Source organism: Blautia intestinalis (assembly GCF_014297355.1).
GTDB classification, from domain to species: Bacteria; Bacillota; Clostridia; order Lachnospirales; family Lachnospiraceae; genus Blautia_A; species Blautia_A intestinalis.
In genome coordinates this window covers 17,284-35,353 of record NZ_JACOQE010000006.1, presented here as the reverse complement: position 1 = coordinate 35,353, position 18,070 = coordinate 17,284, and the positions used below count along the sequence as shown (strand labels likewise).

The 18,070-nt window shown below is 42.5% G+C and carries 18 protein-coding genes and 1 pseudogene; 12 read left to right on the top strand and 7 right to left on the bottom strand.

All coding sequences use genetic code 11. The annotated features are described in order from the left end of the window. Positions 1–85: 85 nt before the first annotated feature. The 8 genes from H8Z79_RS10765 (at position 86) to iadA (ending at position 9,294) form a co-directional block, all read left to right on the top strand. Entirely contained in the window at positions 86–223 is a 138-nt protein-coding gene (locus H8Z79_RS10765) for a hypothetical protein (RefSeq protein ID WP_225876970.1), read from the top strand. Positions 224–247: 24 nt separating this feature from the next. Continuing rightward, complete coding sequence (locus H8Z79_RS10760) at positions 248–1,615, top strand: MFS transporter (protein ID WP_118039214.1); 1,368 nt, start codon at positions 248–250, stop codon at positions 1,613–1,615. 33 nt (positions 1,616–1,648) lie between these two features. Then, the gene (locus H8Z79_RS10755; protein ID WP_187002840.1) at positions 1,649–2,644 is read left to right on the top strand and encodes an alpha/beta fold hydrolase; all 996 of its coding nucleotides are present in this window, start codon (positions 1,649–1,651) and stop codon (positions 2,642–2,644) included. A gap of 90 nt (positions 2,645–2,734) precedes the next feature. Further along, positions 2,735–2,965 carry a hypothetical protein gene (locus H8Z79_RS10750; protein WP_015541184.1) on the top strand — a complete coding sequence of 77 codons (231 nt, stop codon included), beginning with the start codon at positions 2,735–2,737 and terminating at the stop codon, positions 2,963–2,965. Positions 2,966–3,239: 274 nt separating this feature from the next. Next, entirely contained in the window at positions 3,240–5,861 is a 2,622-nt protein-coding gene (locus H8Z79_RS10745) for a cation-translocating P-type ATPase (RefSeq protein WP_015541185.1), read from the top strand. 93 nt (positions 5,862–5,954) lie between these two features. Further along, positions 5,955–6,440, top strand: coding sequence for an HD domain-containing protein (locus H8Z79_RS10740; protein ID WP_015541186.1), 486 nt, complete (start codon positions 5,955–5,957; stop codon positions 6,438–6,440). Between the two features lie 152 nt (positions 6,441–6,592). Then, positions 6,593–8,113 carry a putative basic amino acid antiporter YfcC gene (gene yfcC / locus H8Z79_RS10735; protein WP_118039216.1) on the top strand — a complete coding sequence of 507 codons (1,521 nt, stop codon included), beginning with the start codon at positions 6,593–6,595 and terminating at the stop codon, positions 8,111–8,113. Between the two features lie 32 nt (positions 8,114–8,145). Continuing rightward, positions 8,146–9,294 (top strand): beta-aspartyl-peptidase, encoded by a 1,149-nt coding sequence (iadA, locus tag H8Z79_RS10730; RefSeq protein WP_118039245.1) that lies wholly within the window; start codon positions 8,146–8,148, stop codon positions 9,292–9,294. Positions 9,295–9,486: 192 nt separating this feature from the next. Here iadA and H8Z79_RS17460 read toward each other — a convergent pair. After that, positions 9,487–9,648, bottom strand: a pseudogene (locus H8Z79_RS17460) (hypothetical protein); the annotation flags it as partial. Between H8Z79_RS17460 and H8Z79_RS10720 the strand changes: the two are divergent. From H8Z79_RS10720 to H8Z79_RS10710, 3 genes are read left to right on the top strand one after another with little or no spacing between them, the layout of a single operon-like run. Further along, positions 9,636–9,839: a helix-turn-helix domain-containing protein gene (locus H8Z79_RS10720; RefSeq protein ID WP_330360617.1), complete on the top strand. Its 204-nt coding sequence runs from the start codon at positions 9,636–9,638 to the stop codon at positions 9,837–9,839. The pseudogene H8Z79_RS17460 and the gene H8Z79_RS10720 overlap by 13 nt on opposite strands. A gap of 41 nt (positions 9,840–9,880) precedes the next feature. Further along, positions 9,881–10,312 (top strand): flavodoxin family protein, encoded by a 432-nt coding sequence (locus H8Z79_RS10715; protein ID WP_118041645.1) that lies wholly within the window; start codon positions 9,881–9,883, stop codon positions 10,310–10,312. A 43-nt stretch (positions 10,313–10,355) separates the two neighbouring features. After that, entirely contained in the window at positions 10,356–10,925 is a 570-nt protein-coding gene (locus tag H8Z79_RS10710; RefSeq protein ID WP_015541190.1) for a hypothetical protein, read from the top strand. 109 nt (positions 10,926–11,034) lie between these two features. On the opposite strand, the gene H8Z79_RS10705 is transcribed toward H8Z79_RS10710, so the two are convergent. The 3 genes from H8Z79_RS10705 to H8Z79_RS10695 form a co-directional block, all read right to left on the bottom strand. After that, the gene (locus H8Z79_RS10705; RefSeq protein WP_015541191.1) at positions 11,035–12,261 is read right to left on the bottom strand and encodes a hypothetical protein; all 1,227 of its coding nucleotides are present in this window, start codon (positions 12,259–12,261) and stop codon (positions 11,035–11,037) included. 88 nt (positions 12,262–12,349) lie between these two features. Next, positions 12,350–13,063 (bottom strand): response regulator transcription factor, encoded by a 714-nt coding sequence (locus H8Z79_RS10700; protein ID WP_015541192.1) that lies wholly within the window; start codon positions 13,061–13,063, stop codon positions 12,350–12,352. Then, the gene (locus H8Z79_RS10695; protein ID WP_243023288.1) at positions 13,064–14,254 is read right to left on the bottom strand and encodes a sensor histidine kinase; all 1,191 of its coding nucleotides are present in this window, start codon (positions 14,252–14,254) and stop codon (positions 13,064–13,066) included. A 364-nt stretch (positions 14,255–14,618) separates the two neighbouring features. Between H8Z79_RS10695 and H8Z79_RS10690 the strand changes: the two genes are divergently transcribed. Then, positions 14,619–14,831: a hypothetical protein gene (locus tag H8Z79_RS10690; protein ID WP_005426717.1), complete on the top strand. Its 213-nt coding sequence runs from the start codon at positions 14,619–14,621 to the stop codon at positions 14,829–14,831. 232 nt (positions 14,832–15,063) lie between these two features. Here H8Z79_RS10690 and H8Z79_RS10685 read toward each other — a convergent pair whose 3' ends face one another. From H8Z79_RS10685 to H8Z79_RS10675, 3 genes are read right to left on the bottom strand one after another with little or no spacing between them, the layout of a single operon-like run. After that, on the bottom strand, positions 15,064–15,825 hold the full coding sequence (locus H8Z79_RS10685) for an SDR family NAD(P)-dependent oxidoreductase (protein WP_015541195.1): 762 nt from the start codon (positions 15,823–15,825) through the stop codon (positions 15,064–15,066). Positions 15,826–15,839: 14 nt separating this feature from the next. Then, a complete protein-coding gene (locus tag H8Z79_RS10680) occupies positions 15,840–16,829 on the bottom strand; it encodes a glycine cleavage T C-terminal barrel domain-containing protein (protein WP_005426712.1) in 990 nt (329 codons plus the stop codon). 16 nt (positions 16,830–16,845) lie between these two features. Beyond that, on the bottom strand, positions 16,846–18,066 hold the full coding sequence (locus tag H8Z79_RS10675; protein ID WP_005426710.1) for a hypothetical protein: 1,221 nt from the start codon (positions 18,064–18,066) through the stop codon (positions 16,846–16,848). Between the last annotated feature and the right edge of the window lie 4 nt (positions 18,067–18,070).

Below are 18,070 nucleotides of genomic sequence, written 5' to 3'. Positions count from 1 at the left end.
GGGTTATTTGGATCTATCAAAAGACTACAGATAAAATAGCAGAGGGAGCAAGTTTTTTACCTGTTCTGTAGATGAGATGTATTTTTTGCTGATGCATACGTTATTGGCATTAATGGAAAAACTGGCAGTCGGAGGGGATATTCTTTCTTCGGATCAGGAAGTAGGTGGGCAAAGACAGCTTCAGATTGTTACGGAGTTATTGTTAAGAGGAATCAAAGGATAAAGTCATTTTATCGGGAGGTACGATATGAAAAAATTAACAACAGCAAAAATATGGCAGTTTGCAGCAGGACAGTTCGGCTGGGCAATGTTGTCCGGTATTATTTCGAACTGGCTCGTTTATTTTTATCAGCCGGATCAGGCATCGATCAGTCAGGGGCAGACGGTCTTTATTCCGCAGGGACTTGTCGTGCTTGGTATTTTTACGATTATTGGTGGAATCACGGCATTTGGAAGAATTTTTGATGCATTTACGGATCCGATGATCGCATCATGGTCTGACAGGTGTACTTCGAAGGACGGCCGCAGGATTCCGTTTTTGAAATGGGCTTCATTGCCATTGGCACTTTCGACCGTGCTTGTTTTCTGGTCGCCAGTCAATAAAAACAGTTGGATCAATGCAGCCTTTTTGCTTGTGATGATTCTGGTTTATTATCTTTCTATCACTGCCTATTGTACTCCGTATAATGCATTGATTCCGGAGCTTGGACATACGCAGCAGGAAAGACTGAATATTTCAACAGTGATTTCGTTTACTTTTATTGCCGGAACTGCGGTGGCATATCTGGCACCGACGATCTGGGGAGTCTTTATTCCGACATTTGGAAGAATTGGAGCTATCCGTATTACCTTTACTTTGATGGCAGTGGTGGCTTTCATCTGTATGCTAGTTCCGGTCTTTTGTATCAGAGAAAAGGATTATGTGAATACGGTTCCGGCGAAAGAATCTGCTTTTCGTTCTCTTGTTGCTACATTCAGAAACGGAGAGTTTCGCAAATTTGTAGGATCGGATATTTTTTACTGGATCGCACTTACTATGTTTCAGACAGGCCTGCCGTTTTTTGTTACCAGCCTTCTGAAACTTCCGGAAACCATGACCACGCTGTATTTTGTCGGGATGACGGCATTATCACTGGTATTTTATGTTCCGGTGAATAAACTTACTCCGAAACTTGGCAAGAAAAAGATGATTTTGTTTGCATTTGCAGTATTCAGTCTCGCTTATTTCTATACCGGATTTATGGGAAAAATATCGTTTATTCCGGCGGCAGTTCAGGGGGCAATTCTGACTGTTGTAGCGGCACTTCCGATGGCAATTTTCGGCATTCTTCCGCAGGCGGTTGTGGCGGATATTGCACAGAGCGATTCTATAAAAACGGGAAGCAATCGGGAAGGTATGTTTTATGCAGCAAGAACCTTTGCATTCAAACTGGGGCAGAGTCTTTCTATGCTGATTTTTACAGCCGTTTCTACCATTGGGGCAGGAGACGGAACGGGATATCGCCTGGCGGCTTTTGGTGCAGCGGTGTTCTGTTGTATCGGAGGAATCATACTGGTATTTTACAATGAGAAAAAAATCAACGGCATTATTTGTGGAAAACAACAGCAGGGATAAAAGAAGTGGTGCAAAAATCTGGAGTATACGAACATGAAAATCATACAGGAAGAAAACTATGAATATACAATGCGAAATGAAGTGGAACCATATCTGGCAGCACACTGCCGGGACAAGTTTGTTACTGGAGCAAAGGAAGACGGACAGGGAAAAACTACTCGGGCAGGGAAACTTCATGTAAAATTTTATGAGACGGAAAGGCCGAAAGGTGTGGTGATCGTCAGTCACGGTTTTACCGAAGGTGCACCAAAATATGATGAGATGGTTTACTATTTCCTGAAAGCAGGTTATCATGTATGCATACCGGAGCATACGGGACACGGTTTAAGTTACCGGCTTGCAGATGAGCCGTCACTGGTACATATTGATACATGGAAACGTTTTGTACGGGATTTTCTGAAGGTGTGTCATGAGACGGCTAAAAGATATCAGGATCTTCCGCGTGTTTTGTTTGCTCATTCGATGGGCGGTGCAATCGGAACGATAGCTGCTGCATGGGAACCGGATTTTTTTCATAAAATAATACTGAGTTCCCCAATGATCCGGCCACTTACGGGAAATGTGCCGTGGCCGTTGACCGTTGCGATTGCACAGGCAGAATGCCTTGTGGGAAGAGCAGAGAAATATGTAATCGGACAAAAGCCGTATGATGGAAGTGAGACTTTTGAAACAAGTGCGGCTGTGTCAGAAGTACGATTTACAAGATACAATGAAATCCGCAAACGGTGCAAAGATATTCAGACAAGTGCAGCTTCCTATGGCTGGCTGCTGGCATCCATAAAAATGAGCTGGTATTTGCGATATTATGGATGGAAAAAACTTACCGCACCGGTTATCATTTTTCAGGCGGAAAAAGATGCATTTGTTTCCGTTCGGGCAATGCAGAAATTTGCAAAGAAGATACAGCGGCGAGGGAAGACTTCCTGTGAATATGTTTACATACCGGAAAGTAAACATGAAATTTTCGGAAGTGATGACAGGACTGTGAAGGCATACATAGAGCGGATTTTAAATTTTATGGCGAAATAAAGACAGCGAGGAGCTTTATGAGATCAGCACAGAAGATCTATCTGAGGGTAATGAACAGTTACAATAAATCACGAAAGGAGGAGCTGGATCATGCGTCAGGAAAAATTTAAGATGGAGAGACCGGGGCTCCTGGAAATAGGAGATAAAGTGCAGATTACGGAATTTCAGTCTTATATGAATTACAGTTATATCATAGAACCGGCAGTTGCAATGTCCGGCTGCTACAAAAATGCAGAACGTATTAAGGCAAAAGAAGGCATTGTAACCAATATCGAGCATACACCGCAGGGATATTATATAACAGCGGAATTTGAAGCGTAATGAAGATGGATATATTCCGGTTGGAACTGCTTGACAGAAATATTGATTTGATATATGATTGTACCAAATAAAGGGGAGTAACCTACGCTTTATAAATCTGCGTTTGTGGTATCGTCAGTACGGTGGAAACATCCGGTATCACAAGAAAATGGTGAGACTTTTATTGCATTTTTGTTATGCAATAAAGGTTTCTTTTTTTATACATTGTTTGTCGAAAAGATCTTTCATTGCATAAAAATCCAATAAACATTTATGAAAAGAGGAGGCATAAGTGATGAAAGAAATTTATCAACAGACAGTAGAAGAAGTATTTGGGCGAGTGAAAGGCAGTATATCAGGTCTTACGAGCGCACAGGTGAAATCTTCCAGAGAAAAATGTGGATGGAATGAACTTGCAGAAGGAAAAAAGAAAAGTATCCTGCAGATTTTCCTGGAACAGTATAAGGATTTCCTGGTTCTGATCCTGATTGCATCAGCAATCATATCGGGTATTTTAGGAGATGTTGAGAGTGCAGCAGTTATTGTAATTGTTATCACAATCAATGCAATTTTGGGAACGATACAGACAGTAAAAGCCGAACAATCTTTACAAAGTTTAAAGAAGCTTTCTGGTCCGGAGGCAAAGGTGCTGCGTGATGGAGCGATTGTTCAAATTCCAGCCAGGGAATTGGTCATTGGTGATGTGATACTGCTTGAAGCAGGAGATATGATTCCGGCTGATGGAAGATTGATAGAAAATGCAAGTCTCAAGGTTGATGAGAGTGCACTGACCGGAGAGAGCCTGGCAGTTGAGAAGAGTATGGATACTATACAAACAGAAGTGTCACTTGGAGATCGGAAGAATATGTTGTTTTCAGGTAGCTTTGTGACATATGGTCGTGGCAGAGCAGTTGTGACTGACATAGGAATGCAGACAGAAGTTGGAAAGATTGCAGGACTTTTAAAATCAACTTCGGAAAAACAGACACCACTTCAGGCAAGTCTGGAAGTTTTTGGAAAGAAACTTTCAATTATAATCCTGATATTCTGCGGCTTTTTGTTTGCAATCAATGTATTCCGGGGTGAAAAAATTAGCAGTGCATTTATGTTTGCAGTAGCACTTGCAGTCGCAGCAATTCCGGAAGCATTAAGCTCTATCGTGACAATTGTTCTTTCATTTGGAACCCAGAAGATGGCAAAAGAGCATGCAATTATTCGTAAACTTCAGGCAGTAGAAGGCCTTGGAAGTGTTTCAGTAATTTGTTCAGATAAGACAGGAACACTTACACAAAATAAAATGACAGTAGAAGATTACTATATAGATGGAAAAAGGATCCCGGCAACAGCAATGGATATAGCAGATCCGGGACAAAGATGTCTTTTAGATTACAGTATTTTGTGTAATGATTCGACAAATGAAAATGGAGTAGAAATCGGGGATCCTACGGAAACAGCATTGATCAACCTGGGAAGCCGATATGGCGTAGAGGCAGCAAGCGTAAGAAAACAATATCCGAGAATAGGAGAACTTCCGTTTGACAGTGATCGAAAGATGATGTCAACACGTCATCTGATAGATGGTGAAGATCGAATTATTGTAAAAGGTGCAGTTGACAATCTTCTGGAACGGACAGAACGAATCTGGACCAAAGATGGGCTTCGAGACATTACTGCTGAAGATAAAGATAAAATCCAACGTCAAAACCAGAAGTTTTCAATGGAAGGCCTGCGAGTATTGGCTTTTACTTATCGTGAAATCCCAGAGAATTACACATTAACTATAAAAGATGAGAATCACCTGGTATTTCTTGGTTTGATCGCGATGATGGATCCGCCGAGAGAAGAATCAAAAACTGCAGTTACAGAATGTATAAAAGCAGGAATCAGGCCGGTTATGATCACAGGAGATCATAAAATCACAGCAGCAGCAATTGCTAAGAGAGTTGGTATATTGCATGATTTATCAGAAGCCTGTGAGGGTGCAGATATAGAAAAAATGAGTGATGAAGAATTACAAGAGTTTGTACCGAATATTTCTGTATATGCGAGAGTGTCACCGGAACACAAAATCCGTATTGTCAGGGCATGGCAGGAAAAAGGAAAAATAGTGGCTATGACTGGAGATGGCGTCAATGACGCTCCGGCCTTGAAGCAGGCAGACATTGGTGTCGCAATGGGTGTGACCGGAACAGAAGTTGCAAAAGATGCGGCAGCGATGGTACTTACAGATGATAATTTTGCAACGATAGTAAAAGCAGTAGAAAATGGCCGAAATTTATATCAAAACATTAAGAATGCCATACAGTTTCTTTTATCAGGAAATTTTGGCGCAATCTTAGCCGTTCTTTGTGCATCAATTGTAGGATTACCGGTTCCATTTGCTCCCGTACATCTGCTGTTTATTAATCTTTTGACAGACAGCCTTCCGGCAATTGCATTAGGAATTGAACCACATAGAAGTGAAGTGATGAACGAGAAGCCAAGATCAGCAAATGAATCGATACTGACAAAAGATTTTCTTAGTAAAATTGGTCTGGATGGTTTTGTGATCGGAGCTATGACAATGATCGGTTTCTTGACAGGATATCATCAGAACGGTGCATTGCTCGGAAGTACATATGCTTTCGGCACTCTTTGCCTGGCTCGATTGTTTCATGGATTCAATTGCAAATCAGATCATCCGGTTATTTTTACAAAAGTATTCTTTAATAATAAATGGTTGCAGGGAGCATTTGTACTTGGCGCAGTATTAATTACAGCGGTACTGACGATACCGGGATTACATCGCGTGTTTAAAGTGGAAACTCTGAATCTTATGCAGCTTGGATGTGTATATCTGTATGCGTGTGCCAGTCTCTTAATTATACAATTACTCAAATCTATACGTATGAAAACTGGAAAGAATGGAGAAAAATAGTGGATTTAAGTAAAATATCAATGATTGCAAAAGTAATGCCAGTGAGTCTGATAAAATGGAACAGATAATAAAAGAAAAGGGAGGAAACTTTAAATGATCAATAAATTACATTTGGCAATGATTGAATTATACAGAGGGGATGCAAAGAGAATTCAACATTTTTGCAAAGTGCATAGCTATGCAAAACTGATAGCAGAAACGGAAAATGTAGATAAGAAATGTTTGTTTACTATTGAAGCGGCAGCTTTGACACATGATATTGGAATTCATTTCTGCGAAGAAAAATATGGAAATTGCAATGGAAAATTACAGGAACAAGAAGGTCCTGCAATAGCAGAAAGGCTGCTTGAAAAATTGGGATTTGAGAAAGATATATCTGAGCGTGTTCAGTATTTGATCGCACATCATCATACATATAATAATATTAATGAAATTGATTATCAGATATTAGTGGAGGCTGATTTTCTGGTTAATATTATGGAGGATGGCTTATCGAAAGAAGCAGCGCTAAAAGCCTGTCATAATATTTTCAAAACAGCATGTGGAAAAACAATTTGCAGGGAGATGTTTGATATTTGAGATGGCATCTGTCTAAGCCGATTTCTTCATTACCAGAGTCAATCCCATCTTTTGATGTATAAAAATACAGGAGAATGACATAAAAGGTGTAAATTTTAAACATTCTATGGTACACTATTATTGTATATCAAAAATGGGAGGAAAACTTAAAAATGAGCAAAAGAGAAGGAAAAGGGATAAAGTCTTTTAACAAGGGATTCCAGGTGCCTGATACCTACATTATCATCTTTTTTGTAGTTGTTATCGCAGCACTTCTGACATTTCTTGTACCAAAGGGATTTTACGAAACACAGGACATTTCATATATGATCAATGGTGTTGAGAAAACCCGTACAGTAATCAAAGACGGAAGTTTCCAGTATCTGACAGATGATACAGGAAATGTAGTAACAGAAGGAGTAGCACTCTTTAGTGGAGACGGCGGAACAGGATTCTTCAACTATATGTACAACGGAATTGTAAATAGTTCTGCAATCGAAATTATCGCATTCCTTATGGTAGTAGGTGGTGCATTCGGTATCATGATCCGTACAGGTGCGATTGAATCCGGATTGATCGGATTGATCCGTAAGGCAAAGGGAGCAGAAAAACTGCTGATTCCGGTACTTTTCGTACTGTTTTCTCTTGGTGGAGCAGTTTTTGGGATGGGAGAAGAAGCACTTCCGTTTACCATGATTCTTTGTCCGTTGTTTGTAGCAGTTGGATATGATTCAGTGATTGCAGTTCTTGTTACTTATGTTGCAACACAGATTGGTTTCGGTTCATCTTGGATGAATCCATTCTCTGTAGGTATTGCACAGGGTATTGCAGGTATTGACGTATTCTCCGGAGCAGGATTCCGTATGGTAATGTGGGTAGCATTTACAGCACTCGGCTGTGGAATGACTATGTTCTATGCATCAAAGATCAAAAAGACTCCGACAATTTCAATCGCATATAAGACGGATGCATATTTCCGTGAGCAGAATGAAAAAACAGGAATTGACGAAGGACATTCATTTGGTCTTGGACACATTTTAGTTCTTCTGGCACTGGCTGTTACAGTAGTATGGGTAATCTGGGGAGTTATGACTCAAGGATATTACATGCCAGAGATTGCTACACAGTTCTTCATTATGGGAATTGTTTCCGGTGTGATCGGCGTTATCTTTAAACTGAACGATATGAAACTGAATGATATCGCAACATCATTCAAAGATGGAGCAAAAGATCTGATCGGTGCTGCACTTGTTGTTGCTATGGCACAGGGTATCATGCAGGTTCTTGGTGGATCTGATCCGACAACACCTACAGTTATCAATACAATTATGTATAATATTTCAAATGCACTGTCTGGAGTTTCAGGGGCAGTTGCAGCAGTACTTATGTATCTGTTTCAGTCCGTATTCAACTTCTTCGTTGTCTCCGGAACAGGACAGGCTGCGATCACAATGCCGATCATGGCTCCACTGTCAGACCTGTTAGGTGTTTCACGTCAGACAGCAGTAGTTGCATTCCAGCTTGGTGATGCATTTACAAACCTGATTGTTCCTACATCCGGATGTCTGATCGGATCTCTTGCAATTGCAAAGATTGAGTGGTCTAACTGGATTAAATTCATGTGGAAATTCCTTGGCGTCTTAATGATTGGCGCAATCATTACAGTTCTTATTGCAGTTGGAATTGGATTCTAAAACATACATTTGATAATTGAGAGTGATTTATGATGAAATTAATTCAGAATATTGATGTTTATGCCCCACAGCATCTGGGGAAAAAAGATGTACTTACAATCAATGATAAGATTGTCAAGATTAAAGATGCAGGTTCTATATCCGCAGACGGATTTCTTTCTGAGGTAGAAATAATCAATGGAGAGGGGTTACTTTTAACTCCGGGATTCATTGATAGTCATGTTCATGTACTCGGAGGCGGTGGCGAAGGTGGATTCGCCAATCGTACTCCGGAAGCAACTATGGAAGGACTTACGAAGTTTGGAGTAACAACAGTTATTGGCTGCCTTGGAACAGATGGAATCGGTCGTGATATATGTGCACTGGTTGCAAAGACAAAAGGATTGAATGAGCAGGGAATGTCTGCATACTGTTATACAGGCAGTTATCAGATTCCGGTTCGCACGTTGACTGACAGTATTGTGAAAGATATTATGATGATTCAGGAAATCATCGGAACTGGAGAAATCGCGATCTCTGATCATCGTTCTTCTCAGCCGACTTTTGAGGAATTTGCACGTGTCGTTGCGGATACAAGACTTGGTGGTGTTCTTTCCGGGAAAGCTGGTATTGTAAATGTTCATCTTGGAGACAGTCCGAGATGCTTAGATCTTATTGAGCGAGTGGTAGATGAGACAGAGATACCGGCTTCTCAAATACTGCCAACACATATCAATCGAAATGAGATGCTTTTCTGCAAGTCGATTGAGTATGCGCTGAAAGGCGGAGCAGTAGACTTTACCGGAAATGAAGATATTGACTATTGGGAAACTATCTGTGATGAGGTACGTGTATGTAATGGTATCAAACGGATGTTAGATGCAGGAGTAAATCCGAACCGCATGACAATTTCTTCTGATGGACAGGGAAGCCTTCCGATGTACAATAGTGATGGTGAATTCCTTGGAATGGGCGTTGGACAGTCCAGCTGCCTTCTGAAGGAAGTAAAGGAATGTGTATTTAAAACGGAAATTCCTTTAGAAATAGCTATTTCTACAATTACATCTAATCCCGCAGATATTCTTTGTCTCAAAGGAAAAGGTAAGGTTGAAGAAGGGTATGATGCTGATCTTTGTATTCTTGACGCGGAACTTCAGCTTGTTAAAGTAATTGCAAAAGGGAATACAGTTTATACAAAATAAAGTATATTGATGATGAAGAAAACGAAAATTATGATTAAAATACTATTCATCTGCCATAGCAGGACTATGGAATATCAGACAGAATGAACTGGAATGGGGATAATCGTTAAAAGGTATTAAAGGAAGAATATGGATATTATCAGGGCGTGTGAGGAGTGAGACTTGCATGCCTTTTTGATATAAAAAGCACTTTTAATGGTTCATCAGTGGTTTGATGTTTTCTTTCGGTGTGGTGATAGGTGCAATACCATAATTTTCCACCAGATAGTTCAGAATATTAGGAGACAGGAATGCCGGAAGAGAAGGATCAAGACGAATGTTTTTGATATCCAGGTGTAAAAGTGTCAGCAGAATCCATCAGACATTCATCGTTATCGTTTGATATTCCGTTTGACCGGCAGCAACTGGCAGATTATCTTTGTATTAATCGTGCAGCAATGTCTACAGAGATATCAAAGTTACAAAAAGAAGACTTTATAAAAACAAATCGAAATCATTTTGAGTTGATTGCTTGTAATGAAACAGATTTACAAGATAACAAATGATGGTATAATTCTATTGTTGAGCTGATAGAAAGGGTCTAGATATGAGAAAAGCAATCGTATATGCATCGGTGCATCATGGAAATACAGATAAAATAGTAAAAAGCATAGCAGAAGAGTGTCAGGTCGATTTGATTGATGCAGTAAAACAGTCAGATGCAGATCTGAGAAGTTATGATATGATCGGGTTTGCATCAGGAATCTATTTTTCGAAATTTCATCAGTCGATATTAAAATTTGCAGAAAAGAATTTGTCAGATGACAAAAAGGTATTCCTGATCTGCACTTATGGTGGAAGTGCGAATTATAGATCCATAGAGCAGATTCTGAATAAAAAACATGCCAGCGTAGTAGGGAAATTTGGATGCAAAGGATATGATACATTTGGTCCCTTCAAACTGGTTGGAGGTATTGCAAAAGGACATCCGGATGATAAAGATATCCAAAATGCAGTGGAGTTTGTAAAAGACTTATAAACACGTAAAGAAGAAATAGAAATATAGGCAGGAATGTGAAATAATGCAGACAGATTACAATACTTGTGAAGGCCTTCGTGCAATACTTGAGAAAGAAACACCGATTCTTATAGCGCAGATTCGTGCGTTATACAGAGAATTAGATAAGAAATTTCATCTTCAGGGAGCAAAAGTGCCGATTACTTTTGGGTTTGATACGGACTCATTGGGGTCTTATAATCAAAATGGACACGGGCAGAAAGAACATTTTCATTTTTCGCTGTTTTTTATAGGATATGCCGTAAAGAATCCACTCAGTAAAGAAGACAGAATGGATCTTTACAAACACGAATATGCACATTATATGCGTTACAATATGCCTATTCCGAAACAGTATCAGTGGCAGCCTGGGATTCACGGAAGTGCATGGAAATATTGCTGTTCGTTGGTAGGCGCGGCACCAACGCCCCATTACAAAGCAGGTGAGGCACTAATGAATCACAATTATGAAAAAACTCTCAGGAATCCGATTCATGACAAAACTGTTACCATACGGGATCAGCACCGAAGAGAGCAGGAATACAAAAGAACGCAGAATGTGATTTTAAAATACAAAAAAGCTGCAGAACAATGAAGACTCAAGTTCTGCAGCTTCTTTTGTGTAAATATGATGTGTCTTTTGCGGTTGAGATACAGCTATAGATTTTCCGGTCTGCAAAATAACGGCAGAGGGGCAAGGGAAATCAGGTATGGCTTCCTTCGGTCAGGGAACAGCCATCCATCATGCGGATTCCGTTTATGGTATCCAGATAGGTGTCATACATTTCCTTCCATTCGTCAGAGGCATCCTCGGAGTACTGGCTGATGGTGGAAAGAAGATCGTATTTTTTGCCATCGACTGTTTCGATACGGCCGAGATAGCCCTGCCATACACTGTCCAGAGGCTGGTCTTCGCCATCGTAATATCTGGCTTCCAGGGTCAGCACAGGAACATCCTCATTGTAATAAGTCAGTTTATATCCACCATTTTCGGTTTCGGTCGTTTCATAATGGCAGAGATATTTCCAACGCTCCGGAGTAAGAACCTGGAAGTAATCCGTCATGGCCATATCTACAGACTCTGCGTAAATGAAATCTATGGATTTGATCAGCTCTGTAGCTTTCTTTTCAGCAGCTTTATCATAGGCGTCTGACGGAGTCAGGATAAAAAGTCCAAATGTATAATCGTCAGTCTGGCATACAAGCGCATCAACATTTTTTTCTTCTTCGTTGACTGCGGTTAAATATTGATATTTCGTAGCAGGATAAGATTCAAAGGTAAGATCCTTTTGAGTGATGATCTCACCCTTTACCGGATAGTATTCTGCCAGAAAACCCTTCAGGGAAGAATCCTCCAGAGAAGAATTAGCTACTTTTAAAGCAAAGGCAGTACTTTTTCCCTCATTTACGGAACGTTGCTCGAAATAACCTTCTTTTTCAGGCATGGATTCTCTGATCGTATCATCAGCAGTGAATCCAACCCGCATATGAAGTTCGCCACGCTTTTCTGATTTAGAGTATTCTTCTGAAGAATCCCCGGAGGAGGAAGCAGCTTCTGATTCGGAATATTCCTGAAGATTGCCGTAGTCATCAATATAGTATTTATCTCTGGAGCCAATATAAGTGGTTCCGGTAGCGTCCTCCAGCCACACACTGCCATCCTCATAATAATAATGAGGTTCAAAATAACCGTCCTGTTCGGTCCAGCCGGCATCGTTGCCTTCCATCAGTTCACCGGAATCCGGATCAGGGGCATAATTACCTTCGCCGATATATTCATCCTCGGAACCATTGCGGTACCAGTAATCTCCGTTTTCATCCTGCCAGATGTACTGACCATCATCAGTTGGAGGGTCAGAAGCGAGGGCTGGGATTGCAGATATGGAAAGAGCGATCAAGCCTGTTAAAAGAAATAAGATTTTTTTATGCATAGGCACCTCCTGATAAAAAGAACTTGTCTGTTAAGTATATTGTAACAGACAGATTCTGATATTCAGAAATGTGAAGAAAAAGAGACATTTACCGGCAGGTAAAAAGATATCCCTTACCATAAACCGAGACAATGTCATATTCATCGGTATCCTCGGCACCGATCTTGACACGAAGATTAAAGATATGCCGCCGTACCGTGCTGGTATCTGTTCCCGCACAGCTGCCCCATACTGCTTCATAGAGCTCCTTTGCAGAAAAAATCTTCTCCTGGTTTTCGGCAAGGAGACGCAGCAGGGAGAATTCGGTACGGGTAAGACCTGTGTCGGTATTATTGAGATATGCGTGACCGTCCGAAAGATCCAGCCGCAGGCTTCCGATGGTGATCTGGTGGGAAGCCTGAAATTTTTCTTTTATTTTTTCTTCTATTCGTTTCTGGCGTTCCAGAAGCATCTGGATCACGGCCAGAAATTCGTCAAAATTATAAGGTTTGGTGAGATAATAGTCGCCTCCCTGCTGAAGCCCTTCTACCTTATCGCGGATATCGCTTTTTCCTGTGAGAAAAAGAACAGGGTTCATGGTTTTTTCGCGGAAGTGGCGGCAGATATCCAAGCCGTTTCCGTCCGGAAGCATAATGTCCAGGATGAGAAGATCCGGCAGCTGTTCTTCAAGCTGATGACAGACTTCGGAGACTGTCTGTGCAGTGCGGACATCGTAGCCACGGCGCCGTAGCATCCGGCAGTTGGTATTCAGCACCTGTTCTTCATCCTCAACCATAAGGATAAGCGATTTCTTTTCATTCATTTATGATACCTCCTCCGGAAGTGAGAAGAACACCTGAGTTCCCTCGCCTTCTTTGCTTTTCAGCCATATTTTGCCGCCGTGGGCAGTGATGATCTGATGACAGACATAGAGGCCTATGCCGTGTCGCCAGTAATCTTTATCTGCGGAAACATAACCCTTAAGTGCGTTTTTTCGCATTTCTTCTGACATGCCGGTTCCGGTGTCGGAGACGCAGATGGTCTGCCAGCCCGGTTCACCTGTAAGGGAAATGGTGATGGTTCCGTTTTGGGTGTGACGCTCTGCATTGGAGATCAGATTGGTGATAACCTGGATCAGCCGTTCAGAGTCTGCAGAGATTTCCGGGAGGTCGGGTTGTATCGTAAGGACCAGCTGGTTATTCCCGGAACTTGGATGACTGCTGAAATCTTTTTCTACAGAATGTAAAAGTACTCCCAGATCTGATGGTACAAGGGAAAGGGCCAGCCGTCCCTGCTTAATGGAAACGGTATCCATCAAATCCAGCACGATCCGGTCGATCCGCATTACCGACTGTTCAATGGTACGGAGATTTTCCTGCATAAGAGAGAAATCCAGAGGTTCTTCCTCAAGGAGCTCGGATGTGTCGCGGGCGTGGAGGGAGATGGAACTCAGAGGATTTTTAATCTCGTGGGCAACGGTGGTCAGAAAGGTAGACTTGGCATTGTCAAGGGAGCGCAGCCGCCGGTTCTGTTCCTCCAGAAGGAGCTGCTGCTGGTTGTATTCCTTCAGATGAAAATAGAGAACAATGCCGCAGACAGTACTTACAGAGACAAATGCCAGAAGAATATCTGCCAGCCGATCTGCTTCCGTGGCAAAAGGAGTTACAAAGTGCGGAAAATGGTATGCGACCAGACACAGTCCTATATATAGGACAATCTCCAGCAGAGAAACGATCAGAGCCCGTCTTTTTTCCAGCATCAGCACGGTAAAAATAATGGCAAACACGAAGAAGGCCGGCATACCGCCATGATATCCGCCGCTGGTAAAAAACATCACCGGAAAAACAATCAGAAAAATTAGGACAATGGAGATCAGATAGCATCGCTGATATTTCCCACTGTAATAGGAATAAAGAAAAAGTCCTCCTGAGACTGCGACCAGCAATAGGTTGATCAGGACATTTCCAAAGGAACCAGTTCCGAGACTGAGAAAGGCCATAATCAGGCTGATCACAGTGCCTCCTAAAGCCAGGATATTAAACAGCCGGACACGAAAATCAAGGGTGAGACTGAATAATGAGTGAAAAAAATGATGTATTTCCTGCATTGAAAAATCCTCCGGTAAAAAGAAAACAATGGGAAAGTTTCTGAAGTTACTGTGATTTTATCACAAACAGAGTAAGAAAAATAGTCTGGTTATGTGAAATCGGAGGAGGCGTGAAATGTAATGGAAACTGGATTGGAAAAAATATGGAAAACTGGATAACCGTTAGAGTGAAGGATTAAGATGATTGTAAAACATGCACTTTGTAGGCTATGATTCCTGCCCGATATTTTGTATAATATTACCATAAAATATACGGCAGGAGGTAAGTGTTATGGCATTTTCACTTGACAGCAAAGTAAAGGATATCCTGAAAAATCCGGAAGCGGCAGCAGTTCTGGATAAGTACAGCCCTGACGCTTCAAAAAATCCACAGATGAAACTGGTTGGTGGTCTGACCTTACGGAAACTGGCATCTTTCCCGCAGTCGGCATTTTTGAAACCACATCTGGAAGAACTGGAAAAAGAGCTTCAGGCAATCGAATAATCTTCAAAAAAGAAGCAGTCTCCAATTTGGAGACTGTTTCTTTTTTTGAACTCAAATCTGGAAATATTTTTCTGTGTGAAGTAGATCACAAACTTTTTAGACATGGCATAGGCCAGACCAGCGCGGAAAAACTCACCTTTGACCATATTGACGGTTCCAATTGCATTGATGCGGATGATATTTTCTGTTGTTGTGTCGCTCGGTGAGACTCATATATATCCTCCCTTATTTTTTAGAAACATGTCCAGCCGCCGTCACATTTAAGTTCTTCACCGTTAACATAGCGGGACTGGTCGCTTGCGAGAAACAGGATTGCGTCAGCCAAGTCCTCCGGCATAGCAAGCTCACCGGAGAAGTTCAGCAGCATGCTGGTTCGGCCAAAGCCGAACTCGTCGGAAGGAGGCATGACCAGAGGAATGTCAGTTACGACACCACCGGGTGAAAGTGCATTACAGCGGATGCCTTCTTCCATGTACATGAATGCTGTGTTTTTTGTTGCTGCCAGCACAGCACCCTTGCTTGCACAGTAGGCAGCACCGGAAGTCTGGTGTGTTGCGCCGACGGAGCAGATGTTGACGATTACGCCACCGTTGCCCTGTGCAAGATACTGTCTGCATTCTTCACGCATTCCATACATGAGACCAAATGTGTTGATGCGGAATGTCTCCATAAGCATTGTGTCAGACATGTCCGCAATAGCGGTGTTGTCATCCATGATACCGGCATCGTTTACGGCGATATCCAGTTTTCCGAATGTCTCCACTGCTTTTTTTACCATGTTTACAGCAGTTGCCGGATCACCGACATCACCTGCATGCCAGATTATCTCGCCAGGTAGTTCGCTGCATTCTTCGGCCAGGTCTCTAAGACGATCTTCGCGGCGAGCAACCGCCACGACCTTGGCACCTTCACGGCAGAACAGTTCTGCTGTGGCACGGCCGATACCTGCAGATGCACCTGTTACGATACAGACTTTTCCATCTAATCTTCCCATAATGTCCTCCTTTCTCAGCAGAAAACTTTGTTTACCACGATGGCCGGAGAATCATTGCAGCCAACGGTCAGCTCCGCACCATCGGGTATGTCAGCGCGGACGGTGGCAAAACCAATGTTTTTGTCGACTGTATAGCCGTAGATTGTCTGTGCACAGCGGCCGACTTCCACACCGTACCAGTATACACGCTCCCAGATGGAGATATCTTCTGTTGATTCACGTGAAAATTCAAGACCGACCATACGATATTTCGGATGTTCTTTACGCGCCAGTGCTGCCTCTTTACCAATGAAATCTTTATCAGCGGCAACGGCCCATCCGAGTCCACACTCATATGGACTCAGGTGCTTAAAGTCCTGTTTGAGCGCGAAGCCTTTTTCCATTGGGATAGATCGGACATAGACTTCAAGAGTTTGAAGTTCACGTCCTCCGACAGCTTCGACAGCTTTCAGTGCTAAATTGTGAATTTCTGCACTCTTATCAAATGCAGAATAGATTTCATAGCCATTTTCACCGGTGAAGCCGGAACGGTGAATATAGACAGGAATATCGCCAATCTTACGCTCGCAGATGCCAAACCGTTTGAGTTCGTCAATCGGTTTATCTAACATGGCATTCATCGCATTGATACTATCAGGTCCCTGTATGGCATACATATCCCAGTCATAGGTGATGATTTTTGTCTGAATATCAGCTGTACCTTTGTGCTTCTCAATCCACGGTAGCAAACGTGGTCCATAGAGGTCGGAGACCCAGTACAGACCATCTGCCATGTGCATGACGATCACATCGTCAATGATTTCACCGTTTTCATCCAGCGATGCAGTGTATTTTGAACGTCCGACAGCAACTTTGGAAATGTTGCTGATATAAATCTTTTGAAGAACCTCCAGTGCGTCTTTGCCGGTAATCTCTACGATATCGTGTGTCCAGCGGTAAAATCCCACACCCTTACGTATAGCATCAGCGTCTGCACGTGCGACGTTATCTTCTCTAAACAGCATATTTTGTCCTCCTCCTTTACAGCATTCGCGAGTCTTCCTTGCGGATGACCTTGATGTACATTTCTTCTTCGTCACGATTTTCGATTACACAGGACCATTCCGTGCTGACCAGCGTTTTAGCTGCACCATTCCACTGTGCCTCGTAGGCATCTACCAGTTCATCCAGAGGTGCCATCTCATAACGGGCAGTAAAGTCCTCTGATTTGACCTTGATCCAGGTTTCATCCTTGGTCCAGCGAACCATCTCATAGGGGACCTGTTGTACGTCCAGCATATAGCGGATATATCCGCCGAGAATACGGCCGTCGTTCTCGTCCATATCATGAGGAATGCCCAGAAAACTCCGCAGACCTTCTTTTGCAAAGGGATCGATAAACTGATTTTTACCGGCAGTAGCAAAGATAATGCGGAATACTCGCATGAATTCATCTTCATCAGGCGCCATCTCTTTAATAGCCATCATTGGGAACTGGATAGACCATACCCAGCCCATTTGCGCAACCCAGTGATATGCTTTTTCCAGCGATGTTTCCTCGCCGAAGTTCTGTGTGTATTGACCATTACGCAGACACTGACCATCTTTGACCATGCGTTCTCGAGGCGTATCATGAATAGGATCTACAGGTTGCTGCATATGTTCCAGCCAATCCTGCTTCGGCAGTCCATAGACATCCCGTCGTTCTGCCACGACACGACAGTGCTTGTTACCACAGCCTCGTGCCTGGCACATATTCAGTGCCACTTCGTTTTCTGTTCCGTTGGAAGAAGCCAGATCGAAGTTTGCAGTGAACATACTGGTGGTCATATTGCACAGTTCGCTGCCCACAATATCCCAGGGACAGGTATCCAGCTCTTTTTCCACTCGATTTCGGGTAAACTGTATTACTCGACCGGCCATATTTTCCCATTCATCGCCGGAGTCACCGGTAATGCCACCAAGCCAGCTGGATTTTTCACAAAGCTCCGGGATGTTAAATGCTTCATAGAGAGCAGCATTAACATAGTTTTTCTGTTCATCGGGGCTTCCTGCAACTGCCATATTCATCATATTGGCAATATTGCAGATGGCTGCGGTGCGTTTTTCCCAGTTAGGTTCAAAAATGCGCATGACCTGAAAAAGATTGGCAGTCATAGCGGCAATTTGGCGATTCAGCTGTCGATAGGCTTCTTCCTCCGTAATTAGTCTGCCCCAGGCAGTTGAAAAGCATTTTTTCGTCTCCAGTTTTTCTTTTAGCATGGTA